Source organism: Streptomyces sp. NPDC026515 (assembly GCF_055567595.1).
Genome location: NZ_JBVHQD010000021.1, coordinates 22,823 through 42,191 on the forward strand (window position 1 = coordinate 22,823; position 19,369 = coordinate 42,191).

A 19,369-nucleotide genomic window follows, 5' to 3' on the forward strand; every position below is an offset into this window, starting at 1 on the left:
TGCTCGGACAGTTGTTCCACCGCGCCGCACTCGTTCCGGGTCCCGACCGGCCGTCCGGTCACGCTCCGGCGGCGCGCTCGTCCTGGTGCGGAGCTGTGCCTGCGTCCCCGCCGTCCCGGCTCACGCCCGACCAGAACCCGATCAGGGCATCGGCCGTCTCGGCAGGACGCTGGAGGTTCGGCGAATGTCCGGTGCCGGCCATCACCGTACGGTGGGCTCGCAGCCGGCTGGCCATGTCCTCCAACTGCCACGCGGTCCAGGTGTCGTCCGCGTCGCCGTAGATGACGTGTTTGGGCAGCGACGTGAGGGCCGCCAGTTCCGCCGTCCGGTCCGCTTCGACCAGCAGCTGCCGTCCCACCACTCGCAGGTGTGAGACATGTGTGCGCAGCCAACGCGCCCGAAGCCGCTCGGCCTCCGCGGGCGGAGCCGCGACCGGCCGGAGCTTCTGCATCGCCTCCCACACCTGGGCCAACGTCATCGTCTCGAGTGCGCCGAGCAGCAGCTTCAGCTGCGCCTGCCGCTCCTCACCCACCTGTGCCGGTCCGGAGGACAGCAGCGTGAGGGACGCGAAGGGCCGGGCGTCCGCCAGCGCCGCCGCCCTGGCGAGGTGACCGCCCATGGAGTGCCCCACCAGGTGCACCGGTCCGTCGAGCGTCTCCGCCTGGGCCAGTACGTCCATGCTCAACGCGTCCTGCCGGTAGGCCTCCTCGTCGTCCGGACCGTCGGTCTCGTACTGTCCCCGGGCGTCGACTGCGACCGCGCGGTAGCCCGCCGCCGTGAGGTGCGCGAGGAGCGGCGCGAACTCCTCCTTGCTGCCGGTGTATCCCGGCAGCAGCAGGACGGTGCCGCGGTACGGCCCGTCGGCCGGTTCGGTCCGCAGTGCGGCGAATTCACCCCGCCGGGTCTTCAGACGTAGGACGCGGACCTGCGGCGGCAGCGGGAACGACGGGTGCTCAGGCATGGCCGGATCCTATGCGCCCCGCACGGTCCGCGGCCCGGCGGGTCCGGGCAGATGTGTGCGAGTGACGGACGGTCACCCGGGAACATCCACATATCCATCTCGCTTTAATTGCACAGTCAATCTTCCTGTGTTGTAATTTCCTGGCCGGACAGCGCGGGGGAAGGCCGGACCGAACCGGGTCCGGGCCAGTCCACGGCGGACCCGCCTCATGACCGAACTCCGCGCGCCTGACCGGCGGAGCTTTTCGGCGAGGCGTTCCGGCCCGCCGTGGGACCACTCGTGCCGGTCGTGTACGACGGCTTCTCCGCCGCCGGACCGGCATCGCACGGCAAGGAGCGCCCCGCTGCTCTCCGGCCTCCTTGTCACTCACTCTCAGTTTCCGTACAAGGCGCTTCCCCCCACGCCGACTTCGTACCGCGTCCGCGGGCCCCGAGGCCCGACGCGGTGCTCTGCGCGCCCCGATCACCGATTTAGGACGAACCATCACATGACAGACACGAGCAGGCGGTCCCTCCTGGGCATGGCCGGCTTCACGACGGCCGCTGTGGCCGTGGGGGGTACCGGATTCCTCAGGGCCAACGCGTCCGACGGCGGCCAGGTGCTGTCGGCCGACACTCTGAAGGGGGTGACCAGTCCCGCGTTCTCGACGCTGTCGCCCTTCAGGGACCCGCTGCGTATCCCTCCCACCCTCCGGCCCGGCAGGGGCATCACGGAGATCGACCTCGTCGAGACCAGGGTGAGACTGCACTCCCAGATGCCGGCCACCCGCCTGTGGACGTACAAGGGACACTTCCCGGGCCCGACCATCGAGGCACACAGCGGTCGCACGTTCCGGGTCTCGTGGAACAACAGGCTGACCGGCACGTCTCCTGTGAAGGCCGCCTGGGTGCACCCCGAAGGTCCCGGTCCCGGTCTGCTGCCCTACAACCGTCCCGGAGCACAGGGCGGGTTCTCCCGGCCCGAGGTCGACAGGCTCACCCCCTGGACGACCGTGCACCTGCACGGCGGCCACCAGAACGCCATCAATGACGGCGCGGCCGAATACGGTGTCGGCCCGGGCAGCGCCCAGCTGGCCGAGTACGCCAACGACCAGAAGTCGGCGCACCTCTTCTACCACGACCACGCCATGTCGGTGACCGCCCTCAACGTGTCGGCGGGCCTGATCGGCAACTACCTCGTCCGGGACGAGGAGGAGTCCCGGCTCGGTCTGCCGCACGGTGCCCACGAGATCCCCCTGACCATCCAGGACGTCAACTTCGACACCGACGCCCAGGGACGCCTGACCGGACATATCCTCTACAAGCGCATCCTCGGCGGCCACGACGACCCCAAGCCCGGCACGCTGCCCCCGGCCCTGTCCACCCTCGCGCCCTTCACCATGGTCAACGGTGTGGTCTGGCCCCACCTCGACGTGGAGGCGCGCGCCTACCGCTTCCGCGTCGTGAACGTCTCCGACACCCGCGTCTACCGCCTCGCCGTGGTCGACGAGGAGACCGGCAAGGTCGTGCGCGGCGCCATGAAACTGATCGGCACCGACCTGGGACTGCTGGCGAAGCCGCACTCCGTCGCGGAGGCCGTGTCGCTCTCCCCCGCGGAGCGCGCGGACATCGTGATCGATTTCGCCGCCTTTCCCGGCAAGCGGCTCAAGCTCGTCAACACCGTCGGGGGGCAGACTCCGGGAGTGGCCCTGCCGGACTTCATGCTGCCGTTCCCCGACGTCATGCAATTCCGTGTCGGCGGGCGCCGGCACGCTCCGCAGCACCTGCCGACAACGTTGTCCACCTCCTTCCGCAGACTCAGGAGCGCCGATGTGCCCACGGACGCCACGGAGCGCTTCGTCGTACTGACCTTCGACAGGACCGGAGCGATGCCCCAGCTGTGGGAGATGCAGGAGGTCTCGTCCGGCACGGCGCCGGACGACGGTGTGGTGCAGGTCGAGATGGCGGGCAGGACCCGCACCCTGCGCCGCACCGGTGCGATGTTCGAGGACACCACCACCTTCTTCGGGGTGTCCGGCACCTGGGAGAAATGGCACTTCATCAGCGTCGGACCGGCCGATGTGCCGATCTACCACCCGATGCACATACACCTGATCAACTTCCAGGTCGTCGACCGGCGGTCGGTGGACGGATCGGGCTTGGATTTCGCCGCCGGACGGACGGCGAAGCCCATCACGCTCGGCGCGGACCTGCCCCTCGCCCCCGAGGAGGCCGGCTGGAAGGACACGATCACCGTGACCGCCAACTCCCTGGTCACGGTGGCGGGACGCCTTGCCCGGCAGACCGGCAAAGTGATGTACCACTGCCACATCCTGTCCCACGAGGACGAGGGGATGATGCGCCCATTCGTGATCATGCCCAAGGCGGTGCATGAGATCCACTCCATGTCGATGGGCATGAACGGGTCCATGGACATGAAGAAGCGCGGGAAGCACTCCGGCATGAAGATGTGACGCCTGGCCGTCGGGGCGTCCGCTGAGCCGTGCCGGCACCGGCCGTGCCAGTGAACCTCCGACGGCCTCCGCCGCGTTGTACCGATGAAGGGCCGCGCCGGGAAACCCTGCGCCGCCCCGGACGTGTGCCGGCCGGATGCCAGGACCGGGACATCGTTCGGCACAGATCCCCAGGAGAGCTGAGTGACCGCTGACCGCCACGGTGACGCCTGCCCGAGGACGCTCACCGGCCGTCCCTCACCGGTTCCGCCGGCGAACGGCTCCTGTTACGCACGGTGGGGCGGGCCGTCCCAGCGCCGCGGAGACGCGCCGGCCCCGTTCACCGACGCGCTGCCCGGCAGACCGGTCAGGAGGGCTTCGGACCGTGCCCGCCGGGCCGGCTCCGGCCCGCCGTGGTGCCGAGCCGCCGTGACACACCCCCTTCACCAGCACAGGCGCCGCCGCTCGGCGCGCAAGGAGACCCAGGCATGTCCGACCCGTGGCGCAGCACGGAACCCACGACCGTCCCGCCGGTGAGCCGCAGTCAGAATCGCGCCGACCGGCGGCGGCACCGCGATCGGCGCCGTACGGCCTGGGCGGTGGCCGTCGGCGCCGTCCTGCTCGGCGCCGCCACCTCGTTCGCGGCGCATCGGCTGCGCCTCGTCGACACGGGAGCCTCCACCCCGCCGGTCGAACCCTCCGCTCCCCCGCCCGCCGGCGCCCTGGACCTCGCGAGGCCCCTCGCTCCTGTCACGTCACACCTCGGGGGCGGCAGCATGTCGGTCGCGCTCCTGGACGAGCGGACCCGGAAGTGGGCCGCCTACGGCGACGACTTCTTCGACACGGCCAGCATCGTGAAGGTGGACATACTCTCCGCACTCCTGCTCCAGGCGCAGGACGCCAGGCGGGAACTGACCACACGCGAACGCGAGCTGGCCACCGCCATGGTGGAGAACAGCGACAACGACGCCGCCACCACCCTGTGGGCCGCCATCGGGCGGGCCGGAGGGCTGGACAAGGCGAATGAACGTCTCGGTCTGAAGCAGACCCGGGGCGGCGAAGGCACCGTATGGGGCCTGACCCGGACCACCGCCGCCGACCAGGTCCGCCTGCTGCAGAGCGTGTTCGGAAGTGCCTCGCCGCTCGACGCCGCGTCCCGGTCCACCGTAGGGCACTTGATGTCCCACATCGCGACGGACCAGGACTGGGGCGTGTCGGCGGCGGCGGACACCGGCACGTCCGCCACCCTCAAGAACGGCTGGCTGCAAAGGAGCCAGACCTCGTTGTGGGACGTCAACAGCATCGGCCGGATAGAGAAGAACGGCCGGACCTTCTACGTGGCCGTGCTGATGAACGGCGCCGACACGGAGCGGCACGGCATCGGTCTCGTGGAGCAGGCGGCACGGGCGGCGGCCACGTCGTTCGCCAAGTCCTTGGATCAGGGCGCCACTTCGTGATCCTGTGGGTCCAGCGGCCGGAGCGCCCGGTTCGGTAAGTGACCGCACGACGGGCCGCGGGCGCGGAGAGGGTGGTCCGCGCGCCCGTGGACGGGGAGTGGTCGTCACCCGGAGACCGCGGCCGCGCCCGCCGCCCGGATCACACGGGCGCCGTGGGCCGTGGGCCGGGGTGGTGTCGGCACCGTCCGGGTGCCCTGCCGGAGTCGTGAGGAAACCGCTGCGCGGTGCGGTCTCATGAGACCGCGTCACCGGACGCGCCGCGTCAGAAGCCGTCGTCCGGGCAGGCGCAGGACCGTCGTGACCCGGTGTCGGCAGCACTCCCCCGCAGCCGGCGGCAGGTGCCGGCCAGGCGTCAGCCGGTGGCCGTTCCCGTGTCGGCCAGCCGGTTGAGCAGTTCCAGGAGGAGCAGCTTCTCGCCCGGACTGAGCGGGAGTTCCGCGTCTTCGGCGAGTGTGGCGCGCAGCGCCATGGCGGGTCCGGCCGCCTTGCCCGGCGCGCCGGTGATCTCCGGCTCGGCGGCGGGGGAGGCGGTGATGGCGTAGAGGACCATGTCGCGGGACACCCCGGCCGTACCCGGATCGCGTTGCTCGGGCGGAGTGCTGATGAGGGTGGAGACCACACCGACGCCTGCCGCGTGCATCACGGCCGTGGCCCGTTCGACGGTCATGCGCAGACGGCCGGTCACGGCGACGCGCGTGATCATGCGCTGCAGTTCGGCGACGGCCTTGCGGCCGGCGCGGGAGAGCCCGCCGGAGCGCGAAGGGCCGAAGACCAGGGCGTAGTAGGCGGGCTGCATCAGCCCGAACTCGACGTGCAGGTCCCAGGCGGCGCGCAGGTCGGCCACCGGGTCGTCGCTCTGGGGCAGCCGGCTCTTGGACTGGAGATACCTCTCGAAGCCGTAGTCGGCGAGCGCCTCCAGCAGGCCGTCCTTGTCCTTGAAGACCCTGAAGATCGTCGGTGGGAAGACGTCGGCGCGCGCCGCCACAGCGCGCACGGACATGGCATCCAGGCCGTCCTTCTCCAGTACGTCCGCGGCGGCCAGAACGATCTTGCGCGCCAGCGCCTCCGGGTTGCGGTCGTCCACCATGTCCACGCTCATGAATCAACGGTATCAAATCATCCGGACCATTGGTTTGAACCAGTGTTACGCTCAAACTGCGACCACCGATTCAAGAGACGGACGGGCCATGTCTTCACCTACCGTGTACGACTTCATACTCGTAGGCGCCGGAACTGCCGGGTGCGTGCTCGCCGACCGGCTCTCCCGGGACGAGAACGCACGGGTCCTGCTGCTGGAGGCCGGCTCCTCCTCGCTGCCCGACGCCGGCTCGCATCCGCCGGCCTGGCCCGCGCTGGCCGCCTCGCGGGCCGGCTGGGGCGACATGACCGTGGCCCAGCGCGGAGGCGCCCCCGTCGCGCTGCCGCGCGGCAGGGGCCTCGGCGGGTCCTCCGCCATCAACGCGATGGTGTTCGCGCGCGGCCACCACACCAGCTACGAGAGCTGGAGCGACCACGGCGCCAAGGGCTGGTCGTTCGACGACCTGCTCCCCTACTTCCAGCGCAGCGAGAACGCCGTCAGCGGCGCCGCGGGCCGGGGCACGAACGGTCCGCTGTTCGTCGGCCCGGCCGCCCATCCGAACGAGATCCTGCTCGCCTGCCTCAGCGCCGCGGTCGAGGCCGGCCACCGGCGCGCCTTCGACATCAGCGGCGGCCTGGAAGAGGGCTTCGCGCCTGTGGACCTCAACATCGTCGGCGGCCGGCGCCAAAGCGCCGCCGACGCCTATCTCACCCCGGCAACCGTCCGCCCCAACCTGGACGTCGTCACGGACGCGGTGGTGCACCGCCTGCTCTTCGACGGCACGCGCTGCACGGGTGTCGAGTTCCGCGCCGGGAACCGGCTGCAGACCGCTTCGGCGACCGCGGAGGTGGTCCTGACGGCCGGAGCCATCGGCTCGGCGCAGCTCCTGCTGCGCTCCGGCATCGGCCCCGAGGACGACCTCCGCCGCGCGCAGGTGGACGTCTTCCACACACTCCCCGGCGTGGGGCAGAACCTGCACGACCACCCACGGGCCAACCTGGTCTACCGCGCCCAACGCGCCGTACCCACGGCACGCAACAACCACGGTGAGGTGATCGGGCTGCTGCGCAGCGGCCCCGAGGCGGACGCACCGGATCTGCAGATCGTCTTCATCGACATTCCGGTGCCCAACCCCGTCGCTCCGGTCGGCAACGGTTTCACCATCGGAGTCTCCCCCATGCGCCCGGCGAGCCGGGGCACGCTGCGCATCACCTCGGCGGACCCGTACGCACCGCCGCTGATCGACCCGAACTACTTCGCCGAGGAGGAGGACCTACGGGTGGTGCTGTCCGGCATCAAGGCGGCGCGCGGGATCGCCTGGTCGTCCGCCCTCGCGGAGTGGGGCATCGAAGAGGTGAGCCCCGGACTCGACGCGGTGGACGCGCGGTCGGTCAGCGACTACGCCCGCAGGCACTTCGGCTCGTACTGCCATCCGGTCGGCACCTGCATGATGGGGGAGGACGAGGTGTCCGTCGTGGACTCGGCATTGCGTGTCCACGGGCTGGACGGGCTGCGCGTCGCCGACGCGTCCGTGATCCCGTCCATTCCCTCCAGCAACACCAACGCCACCGTGTACGCGATCGCCGAGCGGGCGGCCGACCTGCTGCGCGGGCTCTGAGCGGCCGAGAGACTCGGCGAGATCCCTCCGTCGTCCGTGAACTTCACGGAGCGGGTGGCCGCTGGGGACGTACCGCCGGTCGTCGGACTTCCGACCGGCCAACCGGCCGCCCCTCCCGACACGCTCACCCCGTGATGGAGGCCCGGAAGTGGTACCGGTCACCGCGGTACGCGGCCGCGGTGAGTTCGAGGGGCTGCCCGTTCTGGTTGAAGGCGAGCTGGGTGGCGACGAGCACCGGAGTCGCGTCGGTGATTTCCAGCAGTCGACGTTCCTCCGTCGTCGGATGCCGGGCCTCCACGGAGTAGTCGGCGACCTTGGGCAGTTGAGGCGGATCGGCGCGGCGGAGCGTGGCGAAGAGCGTGTCCTTGGTGAAGTCCGTCTCGGCCAGCTTCGGGCACAGGGCGAGGGGCAGCCGGTTGTGCTCCAGCACCACGACGATGTCGTCCAGGTAGCGCAGTCGGCGCATCTCGAAGAGCGAGGCCCCCGGGCCGACCCTCAGCTGTTCGGACTCCTGGACCGTGGCGGGCCGGACCCTGGTCTCCAGGACCGAGTCGCGGAGCCGCAGTCCCTGCTGTGCGGCGTAGTCGGCGAAGCCCTGCACCGACTGGGCCGCCGCCGGACCCGGTGACGGCGAAAGGGGTGCGGGGGCAACTCGTTCGTAGCCTTCGGCCAGGAACCATCCGCGGGCCGGCGAGGACTCGATGACCGAGCGCTCCGCGAGCTCGTTCAGGGCGGAGCGAAGGGTGACCCGCGAGACGCCGTACCGGGTCGCCAGCGCCCGCTCCGACGGCAGCCGGTCTCCCGGTCGGGCACCTTTCTCGGCGATGTCGTCCAGGAGGCGTCCGGCGACCTGGGTGTACAGCGGCAGAGCGTCTCCGCTCAGCAGCCCTTGAGGGAGACCACGATCCGTAGAAGACATACCAGATGTATACCAGTTTCAGGTAGGCCAGTTCAATACCAAACGCAGACCGTTGACGACCACTCGCGAGACCAGTACCGTTCCAGTCACGTTTCCGAAGGCGCACCGACAGATGCGGCTGACGCCCTTCGGTGAACCCTGGAGCGATCATGTGGAACCCCTTGGATGAAGTGGTCCGCCGCCAGAAGGCCGGCGAACCGCACGGCATCACCTCCGTCTGCTCGGCCCATCCGCTGGTCATCGAGGCAGCGGTCCGCCAATCCCTCGCGTCGGGAGGCACCGTCCTCGTCGAGGCGACCTCCAACCAGGTGGACCAGTACGGCGGCTACACCGGCATGCGGCCCGACGACTTCCGCGAACTGGTGCACGGCATCGCCGCCGAGCACGGGCTGCCGCTGGACCGCGTCGTTCTGGGCGGAGACCACCTGGGACCCAACCGGTGGCGTTCGCTGCCCTCGCGGGAAGCGATGGCCGAAGCGGACCTGCTCGTCGCGGCGTACGTCCGGGCAGGCTTCACGAAGATCCACCTGGACTGCAGTTTCTCCTGCGCCGACGACGCCGCTGCGCTGACCGACGAGTTGGTCGCCGAGCGCACCGCACGCCTGGTACGGGTGGCCGAGGCCGCCGCGGGCGACTCCGCGGACGCCCTCCGCTATGTCATCGGAACCGAGGTTCCGGTGCCTGGAGGTGCGCACGAGACGCTGGAAGGCATGGCCGCCACCAGTCCGGAGGCGGCACGCCTGACGCTGGAGCACAACCGGCGCGCGTTCGACAGGCACGGTGTGGCCGGGGCATGGCCTCGCGTCATGGCCCTGGTCGTACAGCCCGGCGTGGAGTTCGATCACCTTCAGGTGTTCGACTACCGGCGTGAGCGGACGTCCGAGCTGCGCACGGTCCTCGCCGACGAACCCGGCATGGTCTTCGAGGCCCACTCGACCGACTACCAGACGGCGGACGGACTGGCCGGCCTGGTGGCGGACCACTGGGCAGTGCTCAAGGTGGGCCCCGGACTGACGTTCGCCCTGCGCGAGGCCCTGTTCGCACTGGCCGAGATCGAGGACGAACTCATCCCGGCCGCATCCCGGTCCCGGCTGAGCGAGGTGGTCGACCGGCGCATGCGCGACGAACCCTCCTGGTGGCAGGGCTACTACGGGGGCAACGCCGACGATCAGCGGCTGGCCAGGCGCTACAGCTACAGCGACCGCATGCGTTACTACTGGCCCGACCCTGAGATCGCCGCCGCCCAGGAGCGGCTGTTCACCAACCTCTCAGCCCTCGGCATCCCCCTTCCCCTGCTGAGCGCCCACCTGCCCAACCAGTACCAGCGCGTCCGGACCGGGGATCTGTCCGCGACACCGCGGGACCTCGTGGTCGACCGCGTCCGTGACGTCCTGCGCGACTACGACCGTGCATGCCGAACCCATGAGAAGGAGTACGCGTGAAGACCTCCACCCAGGACCTGGCGCCTCAGGACCGCGGGGCCGACCACACCACCGCCGAGATCGTCCAACAGCCCGACGTGTGGCGCGAGGTCGGGGCGATCGTCGCCGGTGAACGCGAGTCCCTGGACGCCTTCCTCGCACCCCTGCTCGCCGACGAGGGCCTGCGGATCGTCCTCACCGGAGCCGGTACCTCGGCCTTCGCCGGAGAAGTCGTCCGGGCCGCGGTCGCCCGCGCCACCGGCCGACGCACCGATGCGGTTTCCACCACCGACATCGTCGCCGACCCCCACGCGTCGTTCCCCGACGACGTCCCCACACTGCTCGTCTCGTTCGCCCGATCCGGGGACAGCCCCGAGAGTGTCGCGGCGACCCGGCTGGCGGACCAGGTCCTGACACACGTGCACCACCTCGTCATCACGTGCAACAGCGCCGGGCAGCTGGCACGCCTCCACGGCGAGAGCGCCTCCTCCCACGTCCTGCTCATGCCCGCCGCGTCGAACGACCAGGGCTTCGCCATGACGTCGAGCTTCACCGGCATGCTCCTGGCGTCCCTGCTCGCCCTGGGGGCGCTCACCCCGGACGCCATCGAGGCGCCCGCCGCCGCGGCCGAGCACATCACCGCGGGCGGCCTCGGCCCGCAGATCGAGGAGCTGCTGGCCCGCGAACCCGAACGGCTGGTGTACCTGGGCAGCAGCAGCGCGCTCAAGGGGCTGGCCCAGGAGTCCGCCCTGAAGCTGCTGGAGCTGACCGGAGGCGCGCTCGTGGCCTCCTCGGAGTCCTCACTCGGCTTCCGCCACGGCCCCAAGTCCGTGCTGAACGACCGCACGGCCGTCGTCGTCTACGTGTCGAACGACCCCTACACGCGCCCCTACGACCTCGACATCCTCGCCGAACTGCGCGCGGGGCTGCCGCAGGGCAGCGTCGTCGCCGTCTCCGCGTCACGCGACGGACTGCCCGGCGACGGCACCTGGCTGCTCCCCGGGCTCGCCGATGCCGACGACGCCGTACTCGCCCTTCCCGCGGTGCTGTGCGCGCAGTTGGTAGCGCTGCGCGCGTCCCTGCACCAAGGCATCCGGCCGGACAACCCGTTCCCCTCCGGAGAGGTGAACCGCGTGGTGCAGGGCGTGACCGTGCATCCGCTCCCCCAGCGACGCGACGACGTCGCCTGACAGCGTTCAGACAATGCCGAGCGGAGGAACAACGATGTTTCTGGGTGTGGACGGCGGAGGCACCAAGACGGCCTTCTGCCTCATCGACGGTGCGGGCGTCATCAGGGCCCGAGCCGTCGCGGAAGGTGCCTACTACTTCGCGGACAACGGTACCGGGGGCGTCGAGCACGTCGCGCAGGTTCTGCGCGAGGGCATCCGGGCCGTGACGGAGGGCGCGGGCATCACGCCCGCGGACATCGCCTACGCGTTCCTGGGCCTGCCCGGGTACGGGGAGGTCCCCGGCGACATCGCCGCGCTGGACGCCGTCCCCGGCCAGGTGCTGGGACACCGGCGCTACGCGTGCGACAACGACATGATCTGCGGCTGGGCCGGATCGCTGGGCGCGGTGGACGGCATCAACGTCATCAGCGGCACCGGGTCGATGACCTACGGCGAGCGGCAGGGCCGCGGCGTGCGCACCGGAGGCTGGAGCGAACTGTTCAGCGACGAGGGATCGGCGTACTGGATCGCCGCCCGCGCGCTGAACGTGTTCTCGCGGATGAGCGACGGCCGGCTGCCCGAGGGCCCGCTCGCCGAACTCCTGCGCCGCCACCTCGATCTGACCACCGACCTCGAAGTGATCGACGTCGTACTCAACCGGTGGCAGGGACACCGCAGCGAGATCGCCTCGCTGAGTCCCCTCGTGGTCGAGGCGGCCGGGCTGGGCGACGCGCAGGCCGCCGCCGTCCTCACCCAGGCCGGACAGGAACTGGCCCTGCTGGTGGACAGTGCGCGCCGCCGGCTGGGCTTCGCCGAGACCGAACCCGTCCCCGTGTCCTACTCGGGCGGCGTCTTCCAGTCGGCCGCCGTACTCGACACGTTCACCACCGAACTCCGCAGCGGCACGGCCCGCTACGAACTGCGCCGGCCCCTGTTCGAGCCGATGGTCGGCGCGGCCATCTACGCGGCGAAACTCGCCGGAACCCCCCTCGACGCTCCGGCGCTCGCCGCCCTGCGCTCCACCTCGCAGATGACCACTACGGAGAACCACCATGCGTGACCAACGAAACTGGATCCTGTACGCCGGTCTGCTCGTCCTGTTCTGGGGCGTCTGGGGAGCGTTCTCGAGCCAGCCCACCGAGCGGTACGGCTATCCGAACGAGATGATCTACGTCATCTGGGCGTTCACCATGCTCCTGCCGGCGGTGGTCGCGCTGCGCCGGGAGCGGTTCGACCGGCGGCCGATCGCCGCGGTCTACGGGCTCGCGGCGGGACTCACCGGTGCGGGCGGTCAACTCCTGCTGTTCCAGGCGCTGTCCGACGGCCCCGCCTACCTGATCTTCCCGGTGGTCTCGCTCTCCCCCGTGATCACCGTCCTGATGGCCGTGGCTCTGCTCAGGGAACGGATCGGAAAGCTCGCCGTCATCGGGGTGGTCGCCGCGCTGATAGCGATCGTGCTCATCAGCATCCCCGCGGGCGACCACGGCTCGGCCGACACCGGGTCCTGGCTGCTGCTGTCCATCCTCATCTGCGTGGCCTGGGGCGCGCAGGCGTTCTTCATGCGCAAGGCCGCCCTCGCGGACGTCAACGACGCGACCACGTTCGGGTGGATGACCATCAGCGGCCTGCTGCTCGTCCCCGTGGCCGTCCTCATGATGGGTGGGCTGCCCGACGCACCGTGGCAGGCTCCGGCACTCACCGCCGGCACCCAGGTCCTCAACGCCGTGGGCGCGTTGTTCCTCGTCATGGCGCTCAGCCGCGGCAAGGCCAGCGTCGTCGCACCGGTCACCAACGCCCTGGCGCCCGTCCTCACCATCGTGCTGTCACTGGTCATCTACCAGACCCTGCCGACGATCTGGGGGACCATCGGCATCGTCCTCGCCCTCGGCGGATCCACTCTGATGGTGTACGCCGACGAGAAGCGCGAAGAGGTGCCCGAGCCCCGGATTCCCTCGGCACCGCTGGCAGGCCCGTAGGCACCCGGCTCCGCCGCCGCACACGGACACCGCAGGTTCAGACAGCCCCGCGCGAGGAGCACACCCATGCCTTTGGCCCCCACCGGCGAGTTGGTCGCACACGCCGCGACCGAGCGCCGTAGCGTCACCGCTTTCAACGTCATCACCCTGGAGCACGCCGAGGGAATCATCACCGGCGCCGAGGCGGCGGAGCGGCCCGTGATCCTGCAGATCAGCGAGAACGCCGTGCGGTATCACAGGGGCCAGCTCCCTCCGCTCGCCCTGGCGGCGGCCTCGATGGCCCGGTCCAGCACGGTGGAGATCGCTCTGCACCTCGACCACGTGACCGACGTGGACCTGTTGCACCAGGCGGCCGACTGCGGTTTCTCCTCCGTGATGTTCGACGCCGGGGCCCTGCCCTACGACGAGAACGTCTCCGCCACCGCTTCGGCGGCACGATGGGCTCACGACGCGGGACTCTGGCTGGAAGCCGAACTGGGATATGTGGGCGGCAAGCCGGACTCCCCCGCGAGCGCGCACACCGCCGGCGTACGCACGGACCCGGCGGAGGCCGCCGAGTACGTGGCGCGTACGGGCGTGGACGCCCTGGCGGTCGCGGTGGGCAGCAGCCATGCCATGACCGAGCGGTCGGCGACGCTGGATCACGCGCTCATCGAACGGCTCCGGGAAGCGGTTCCGGTCCCCCTGGTGCTGCACGGCTCCTCCGGGGTTCCCGACGGCGAACTCCGTTCCGCGGTCCGCGCCGGCATCGTGAAGATCAACATAGGGACGGCGCTCAACATATCCCTGACCCGGGTCGTGCGTGACACGCTGGACGCGATGCCGGCGCTGACCGACCCGCGCAAGTACCTGGGTCCGGCCCGGGACGCCGTGGCGGCGACGGTACACACCACGCTCACGATGCTGGCGCACTGACGGCCACCGGCGCCGTCCCGTCCGCCGAGCCGGTGCCGGCGCTCCGCGGCCTTCACCGCCGCCCCTGGAACGACCTCCGAGTGACCTGCCCCACGACAGTTCGGGACCCGACACAGGCACTTCGGGCCGTGGGACCCCGAAGCGCGGGATCTGGCCGGTCCGCGACGTAGCTTCGACGTCAGCAGCCCCGCTCCGCCGGGCGTGGGAAGTGGGTCCGTGACCGGACCGCGGACAGCCCGGCCGAGGCCGAGGCACGTGAGGTGAAGCACATGGGCCTCACCAACAGCCGCCGTCAGCTTGGAGGAGTTCCGCCGATGAAGACCGTCACCCATTGGATCGGGGGCAGGCCCTTCGACGCCGCCGCCCGTGTCTCCGGCACCTGGGGCTCGGTGACCGACCCCGCGACCGGCGAGGTGACCGCCCAGGTCGCGCTGGCCGGTGCCGACGAGGTCGACGCCGCGGTCGCCGCGGCGAAGGAGGCCTACACGGCCTGGAGCCGCTCCTCGCTCGCTCAGCGGACCGCCGTCCTCTTCCGCTACCGCGAGTTGCTGCACGCACGCCGCGACGACCTCGCGGCGCTGATCACCGCCGAGCAGGGCAAGGTTCACGCGGACGCGCTGGGCGAGGTGGCCCGTGGGCTGGAGATCGTCGAACTGGCCTGTGGACTCGGCACGGCACTCAAGGGCGACATGTCGACCGAGGCGTCGAGCCGTGTCGACGTGGCCTCCATCCGCCAGCCGCTCGGGGTGATCGTCGGCGTCTCTCCGTTCAACTTCCCCGCGATGATCAGCATGTGGATGTTCCCGATGGCGATCGCCTGTGGGAACACGTTCGTCCACAAGCCGAGCAGCAAGGCCCCGTCCGCGTCCATGCTGCTCGCCGAGCTCGCGGCCGAGGCCGGTCTGCCCGACGGCGTGCTCAACATCGTGCACGGCGACGAGACCGCCGTGAACGCGCTGCTCGACCACCCGGACGTGGCCGCAGTGTCGTTCGTGGGTTCCACGCCGGTCGCCCGTCACGTCTACACCAGGGCGTCCGCGGCCGGCAAGCGGGTTCAGGCGCTGGGCGGGGCCAAGAACCACATGCTGGTACTGCCCGACGCCGACCTCGACGCCGCCGCGGAAGCGGCCGTCACCGCGGCCTACGGCTCCGCGGGGCAGCGCTGCATGGCCGTCTCCGTGGTGGTCGCGGTCGGGTCGGCGGGCGACGAACTGGTGTCGCGGATCGCCGACCGGGCCAGGAAGGTCACGATCGGCCCGGGCAATGACCCGGCGTCCGAGATGGGTCCCCTGGTCACCAGGGCGCACCGCGACGAGGTCGCGGACTACGTCGCGAGCGCGTCCGCGCAGGGAGCCGATGTGGTGCTCGACGGAAGGGACTTCACCGTCGAGGGCTTCGAGAACGGGTTCTGGATGGGCGTCTCGCTGCTCGACCGGGTCGCCACCGACTCGGACGCCTACCGCAACGAGATCTTCGGCCCCGTGCTGTGCGTGGTCCGCGCCGCGACCTACGAGGAGGCCATGCGCATCGTCAACGGCTCACCGTTCGGCAACGCCAGCTCGGTCTTCACCCGGGACGGAGGCGCCGCCCGACGGTTCCAGCTGGAGGTCGAGACCGGCATGGTCGGCGTGAACGTGCCGATGCCGGTGCCGGTGGGCTACCACTCCTTCGGTGGCTGGAAGGACTCGGCCTTCGGCGACCACCGCATGTACGGCAGCGAAGCGGTGCACTTCTACACCCGCGGCAAGGTCATCACGAGCCGCTGGCCCGAGCCCGCGGAAGTCGCTGCCGGCCCGGACCTGGGCTTTCCCGCCGCGCGCTGACCCGCCGAACACGAACGCCCTGTCGTGCCCCTCCCCGATTCCGGTTCGAAGGAGCCACCGTGAACTCCACGAGCCCTGCCCCGGCGGTGCGGCGACACGGCCGGGGCGCTGCTCAAGAACGGCGGGTTCGAACTGCTCGCCGACGGAGGCGCGGTCAGCGTCAGCCGGCTGACACCGGCGACCGGCGCGGACGGAGCACCACCGCACCACCACAAGCTCTCCCACGTACTCGACGGGCCGGTCCTCTTCCGCCTGGGCGACACGCTGACCACGGTGGGGAAGGGCGGTCTCGTCGTGATACCGCCCCCCACCTCCCCCACGTGTTCGGCGCGGCCGAGGACACCGTGGCCGACATGGTCGTCGTACTCAGCCCCGGCATCGAACGGTTCGGCTGCTTCGAGCAGTTGGCGGCCATCAGCCGTGGTGAGGCGGAGTTCGCGTCGCTGATCCCCGAACAGGACCGCTACGACGTGCACGTCGAGAGCATCCCCGACCGGCGGTCGAGGCCGTCTCAGTGACTCGCCTTCACCGCACCATGTCCGGGATGTCACACGCGCAGGAGGGTTCAGGTGGTCCGGGAGACCGGGTCGCGGGAACCGGGCTGGTGGCGTGCGAAGTAGTCGGCCAGGTGCGGAGCGAGGGCGGGGACCTCGACCGGGGTACCACCCGAACGCAGGGACGCGGTGGCCGCGATGCCGGTCGCGACGGCCTCGCGGGCGGCGACGGGCGACGTCTCGGTCGCGCCGCCGTCAGCGACGAAACGCAGGAACTCGTCGACGAGGGCCTGGTCCGCGCCTCCGTGCGCGCCACCGGCCGCCTCGGTGGGGGGCACGGTCAGATCGGCCTCCGGCCGGTAGCCGGAACGGCGCCGGTTCCACACCTTGATCAACGGGGCATCGCCCTGGACGCCGTCCCCGAGGTTCTCGATACGGCCCTCGTCGCCGATGACGGTGTAGTTGCGCCAGTAGTCGGGAGTGAAGTGGCATTGCTGGTAGCTGGTGAGCACTCCGTTGTCGAGGCGGGCCAGCACCATGCTGATGTCCTCCACGTCGATGACGGGGTTGAGATCACGGAGCGCTGACGGCGGCCAGATGCCCTCGTCGAACCAGTCCTGCACCCGCTCCGAGCCCTGGGGCCGGGTCCGGCGGTGCGGGCCGGCTCCGTAGACGGACAGGTCGCCCAGCGCGGTCACCGTACGGGCGTAGCCGCCCGCCAGCCAGTGGATCGCATCCAGGTCGTGCGCGCCCTTCTGCAGCAACAGGCCGGTGGTCCGGGCGCGTTCGGCATGCCAGTCCTTGAAGTAGTAGTCGCCGCCGTGGCCGACGAAGTGCCGGCACCACACCGCCCGCACGGTTCCGATCGCCCCTTCGTCGACGAGTTCGCGCATGGTGCGCAGGACCGGCAGATGACGGAGGTTGTGTCCGACGTAGAGCCGGGTACCGGTGCGGGCCGCGGCGGCCAGGACCCGGTCGCAGTCGTCGAGGTCGACGGCCAGCGGCTTCTCGACGAACACGGCGACGCCCGCTTCGAGGAAGTACAGGGCCGGCGCGGTGTGGAGGTCGTCCGGGGTGAGGACGAAGACGGCGTCCAGGTCGTCCGTGAGCATGTCCTCGTAGCGCTCGTGGACGTGGGCGTCGACCCCGAAAAGCGTCCGTGCGTCCGTGCGTCCGCGTTCGGCCGGATCCGCGCAGGAGACCACGCGGGCCGAGCCGGGCCGCTGGGCCAGGACGGCCAGCCCGGCTCGCTGGCCCGTGCCGACGACACCGACGCGCAGTTCCCGCGCGGCCGGCTGGTTGGTCATGGAGCATCCCTTCGTCGCGAGCGGGGAGACGTGGCCGACGCCTGGACGTCATGGGCCTGTGCGCGGTACGAACGCGTCACGAATCAGCCGGGGCGGACACCGCACCCTCGGTCGACCGTTACACCGACGACCTTAGATGCTCGAAGGTGCTCAATCAACGCTTACATCAAGCAGTTTCGAGCATCTTTCTCCACTGGGACGCGTCGTCGACGCGCCGCCCGCTCTCCGCCGTGCCCGGCCGCCGGTTGTCACGCTCCGCCCGACGTGACCATCCAACTCGTGCTGAAAACAAGGGACTTCGGAACCCATTGACATCGTCACAGGCGATCGCTTTACTCCCGGACTACACCGGAGCCACGCTCCGCGTCGAGAGGCACGCCCAGCCGGTATGCAGGCCCCGCGCCGCAAGCCCGGCCCAAGTCGCCAGGACACCCCACACGTCCGAGGCGGGGACGTGCCCGCTTCCCCTGGAGCTCACCGCATGAGCCACCTGAACACCACCACGGCCAAACTCTCCGGCACCGTCATCGGCGCGGCCGCACTGACCGGCGCTCTGCTCGTCGGGGCGCCCTCGACGCAGGCGGCGACCGTGTCCCCGCCGCCCACGCACGCGGGCTTCGACTACCAGATCGGTGGCGCCTACACGCCCCCCTCCGGCGTCAAGGTCGTCACCCGTGACCACACCGCGTCCCCGGCCGGCGGCCTGTACAACATCTGCTACGTGAACGCCTTCCAGGCGCAGCCGGGTGCCGAGGGCGAGTGGGCGTCGGACCTGCTGCTGCGCGACTCCGCGGGCAAGGTCGTCTACGACAAGGACTGGGGCGAGGCACTCCTCGACGTCGGCACGGACGCCAAGCGCCAGCGGATCGCCGCCCAGATCGGGTCCCAGATCGACGGCTGCCGGGACAAGGGCTTCCAGGCCGTCGAGCCCGACAACTACGACAGCTACACCCGCTCCGGAAACCGCCTGACGGCGAACAACGCTCAGGCGTTCATCAAGCTGCTCTCCGCCCGCGCCCACGCGGACGGACTGGCCATCGCCCAGAAGAACACCCCCGAGCTGGCCGGCAACCGCACCGCCAACGGCCTCGACTTCGCCGTGGCCGAGGAGTGCGGCCAGTACGACGAGTGCGGCGACTACACCAGCGCCTTCGGCAACAACGTGATCGTGATCGAGTACACCAACTCCGGCCGGACGAAGGCCTGCACGGGATGGGGCGGCACGCTGAGCATCGTCCAGCGCGACGTGGACGTCTCACCGGCCGGCAGCAGCGGATACGTCCGCAAGACCTGCTGAGGCGCATCCCGCGCTGATCACACCCCCGGACGGATCCTCAAACACGTGTCGTCCGGTGACGGCTGGGTACCGCCGTCACCGGACGACAGCTCGCGGGGCTGGCGGCTCATGCAGACGTGATGCTCAGTCATGCAGGTTTCACCGGTGTTTCACGCATATCCAATCACCGCTTGCCTCTTGACAGCTACCCGTCACCATCGTTTAACTCCTGGCCAACGCCGCAGTCACAGCACTCGGCGGCAGAGGTACGCCCAGCCGGTAGCTGACCACGCGCCAGGAGTCCGGACTGAGTCGCCAGGACCTGGACCATGTCGGTGTCCGAGGCGGGGACGTACCCACCATGTTCTGGGGCTTGGACATGATACGTATCCGCAGTTCCGTCGCGGGCCACCCCACCCGGTCACACAGCGCGTCAACGGTGCGCCGACCGTCCCTCTCGCTCCGCGCCCGACGCTGAGCACCGCCCCACGGCGTTCCGGCCGCCCGGTACCGGACGCATCCCT

The 19,369-nt window shown here is 70.5% G+C and carries 15 protein-coding genes; 11 read left to right on the forward strand and 4 right to left on the reverse strand.

Going from position 1 to position 19,369, the window contains the following annotated elements; translation table 11 throughout:
- Window positions 1-58: 58 nt before the first annotated feature.
- Window positions 59-961 (reverse strand): alpha/beta fold hydrolase, encoded by a 903-nt coding sequence (locus ACZ4O3_RS34720; RefSeq protein WP_467726136.1) that lies wholly within the window; start codon window positions 959-961, stop codon window positions 59-61.
- A gap of 487 nt (window positions 962-1,448) precedes the next feature.
- Here ACZ4O3_RS34720 and ACZ4O3_RS34725 point away from each other — a divergent pair, with 487 nt between their 5' ends.
- Both ACZ4O3_RS34725 and ACZ4O3_RS34730 read left to right on the forward strand, forming a co-directional pair.
- Window positions 1,449-3,413 carry a multicopper oxidase family protein gene (locus ACZ4O3_RS34725; protein ID WP_467726137.1) on the forward strand — a complete coding sequence of 655 codons (1,965 nt, stop codon included), beginning with the start codon at window positions 1,449-1,451 and terminating at the stop codon, window positions 3,411-3,413.
- 467 nt (window positions 3,414-3,880) lie between these two features.
- Window positions 3,881-4,849, forward strand: coding sequence for a serine hydrolase (locus ACZ4O3_RS34730; protein ID WP_467726139.1), 969 nt, complete (start codon window positions 3,881-3,883; stop codon window positions 4,847-4,849).
- A gap of 352 nt (window positions 4,850-5,201) precedes the next feature.
- Here ACZ4O3_RS34730 and ACZ4O3_RS34735 read toward each other — a convergent pair whose 3' ends face one another.
- Complete coding sequence (locus ACZ4O3_RS34735; RefSeq protein WP_467726141.1) at window positions 5,202-5,948, reverse strand: TetR/AcrR family transcriptional regulator; 747 nt, start codon at window positions 5,946-5,948, stop codon at window positions 5,202-5,204.
- An 88-nt stretch (window positions 5,949-6,036) separates the two neighbouring features.
- Here ACZ4O3_RS34735 and ACZ4O3_RS34740 point away from each other — a divergent pair, with 88 nt between their 5' ends.
- Window positions 6,037-7,545 carry a GMC family oxidoreductase gene (locus ACZ4O3_RS34740; RefSeq protein ID WP_467726143.1) on the forward strand — a complete coding sequence of 503 codons (1,509 nt, stop codon included), beginning with the start codon at window positions 6,037-6,039 and terminating at the stop codon, window positions 7,543-7,545.
- 124 nt (window positions 7,546-7,669) lie between these two features.
- On the opposite strand, the gene ACZ4O3_RS34745 is transcribed toward ACZ4O3_RS34740, so the two are convergent.
- Entirely contained in the window at window positions 7,670-8,464 is a 795-nt protein-coding gene (locus tag ACZ4O3_RS34745) for a GntR family transcriptional regulator (RefSeq protein ID WP_362716943.1), read from the reverse strand.
- Between the two features lie 149 nt (window positions 8,465-8,613).
- Here ACZ4O3_RS34745 and ACZ4O3_RS34750 point away from each other — a divergent pair, with 149 nt between their 5' ends.
- The 7 genes from ACZ4O3_RS34750 to ACZ4O3_RS34780 all read left to right on the forward strand — a co-directional run bounded on the left by ACZ4O3_RS34750 (window position 8,614) and on the right by ACZ4O3_RS34780 (window position 16,286).
- Window positions 8,614-9,906 carry a D-tagatose-bisphosphate aldolase, class II, non-catalytic subunit gene (locus tag ACZ4O3_RS34750; protein WP_467726145.1) on the forward strand — a complete coding sequence of 431 codons (1,293 nt, stop codon included), beginning with the start codon at window positions 8,614-8,616 and terminating at the stop codon, window positions 9,904-9,906.
- Complete coding sequence (locus ACZ4O3_RS34755) at window positions 9,903-11,075, forward strand: SIS domain-containing protein (protein ID WP_467726147.1); 1,173 nt, start codon at window positions 9,903-9,905, stop codon at window positions 11,073-11,075. Before ACZ4O3_RS34750 ends, ACZ4O3_RS34755 begins: the two co-directional genes overlap by 4 nt.
- A 34-nt stretch (window positions 11,076-11,109) precedes the next feature.
- Window positions 11,110-12,114, forward strand: a complete 1,005-nt coding sequence (locus ACZ4O3_RS34760; RefSeq protein ID WP_467726149.1) for an N-acetylglucosamine kinase — start codon at window positions 11,110-11,112, stop codon at window positions 12,112-12,114.
- On the forward strand, window positions 12,107-13,030 hold the full coding sequence (locus tag ACZ4O3_RS34765; RefSeq protein ID WP_467726151.1) for a DMT family transporter: 924 nt from the start codon (window positions 12,107-12,109) through the stop codon (window positions 13,028-13,030). The genes ACZ4O3_RS34760 and ACZ4O3_RS34765 overlap by 8 nt, the downstream gene beginning before the upstream one ends.
- A gap of 66 nt (window positions 13,031-13,096) precedes the next feature.
- Window positions 13,097-13,945, forward strand: a complete 849-nt coding sequence (locus ACZ4O3_RS34770; RefSeq protein WP_362716957.1) for a class II fructose-bisphosphate aldolase — start codon at window positions 13,097-13,099, stop codon at window positions 13,943-13,945.
- A gap of 314 nt (window positions 13,946-14,259) precedes the next feature.
- Window positions 14,260-15,768: a CoA-acylating methylmalonate-semialdehyde dehydrogenase gene (locus ACZ4O3_RS34775; RefSeq protein WP_362716959.1), complete on the forward strand. Its 1,509-nt coding sequence runs from the start codon at window positions 14,260-14,262 to the stop codon at window positions 15,766-15,768.
- Window positions 15,769-16,088: 320 nt separating this feature from the next.
- Entirely contained in the window at window positions 16,089-16,286 is a 198-nt protein-coding gene (locus ACZ4O3_RS34780; protein WP_467726153.1) for a hypothetical protein, read from the forward strand.
- Between the two features lie 47 nt (window positions 16,287-16,333).
- On the opposite strand, the gene ACZ4O3_RS34785 is transcribed toward ACZ4O3_RS34780, so the two are convergent.
- Window positions 16,334-17,569, reverse strand: a complete 1,236-nt coding sequence (locus ACZ4O3_RS34785; RefSeq protein ID WP_467726154.1) for a Gfo/Idh/MocA family protein — start codon at window positions 17,567-17,569, stop codon at window positions 16,334-16,336.
- 481 nt (window positions 17,570-18,050) lie between these two features.
- Between ACZ4O3_RS34785 and ACZ4O3_RS34790 the strand changes: the two genes are divergently transcribed.
- The gene (locus tag ACZ4O3_RS34790) at window positions 18,051-18,866 is read left to right on the forward strand and encodes an endo alpha-1,4 polygalactosaminidase (RefSeq protein ID WP_362716966.1); all 816 of its coding nucleotides are present in this window, start codon (window positions 18,051-18,053) and stop codon (window positions 18,864-18,866) included.
- Window positions 18,867-19,369: the final 503 nt, after the last annotated feature.